Annotated in this window: 1 pseudogene; it reads left to right on the forward strand. The window is 49.7% G+C overall.

What is annotated here, in order from left to right:
• A pseudogene (locus L691_RS29240) lies at nt 1–487 on the forward strand (penicillin-binding protein 2); the annotation flags it as partial.

Genomic DNA, 487 nt, shown 5'->3' on the forward strand with positions numbered 1-487 from the left:
TATACTCCTGAAGCCAAGGCGAATGTGAACAAGCTGGCGGCGAATCTGGTGGAAAAATTTAATCAGCTTGGCGACCCGAGCGAGAAAAAGATGACGGTGGAAGAGGTAAAGGACTCGCTCGACTTGAAGTTCAGAAAGTACAACGGCTATACACCTCGCCGGATCAAGGTGGGGCTGTCCGCCAAGGAAGTCGCTTATTTTATGGAGCATAAGGATCAATATCCCGGCCTGGAGGTCGTGGAAGAGAATGTGCGGCATTACGATAAGGATACGGTGGCGGTGCAGACGGTTGGGTATGTCAAGCTGTTCAAGAATTCCAACAGTCTTGGTATTTACCAGAACATTCTGACTGCAATGAAAAAGCATCCGACAGCGGGGCTTACCTATAAAGATGATGAGTTCGTCGGCTTCGACGGTCTTGAGCTTCAGTATCAGCGGGAGCTTCGGGGTGAGAACGGATACCAGGAAATTTCCATCAATCCGCAGA

The organism is Paenibacillus zanthoxyli JH29, assembly GCF_000520715.1.
Lineage (GTDB): Bacteria > Bacillota > Bacilli > Paenibacillales > Paenibacillaceae > Paenibacillus_AQ > Paenibacillus_AQ zanthoxyli.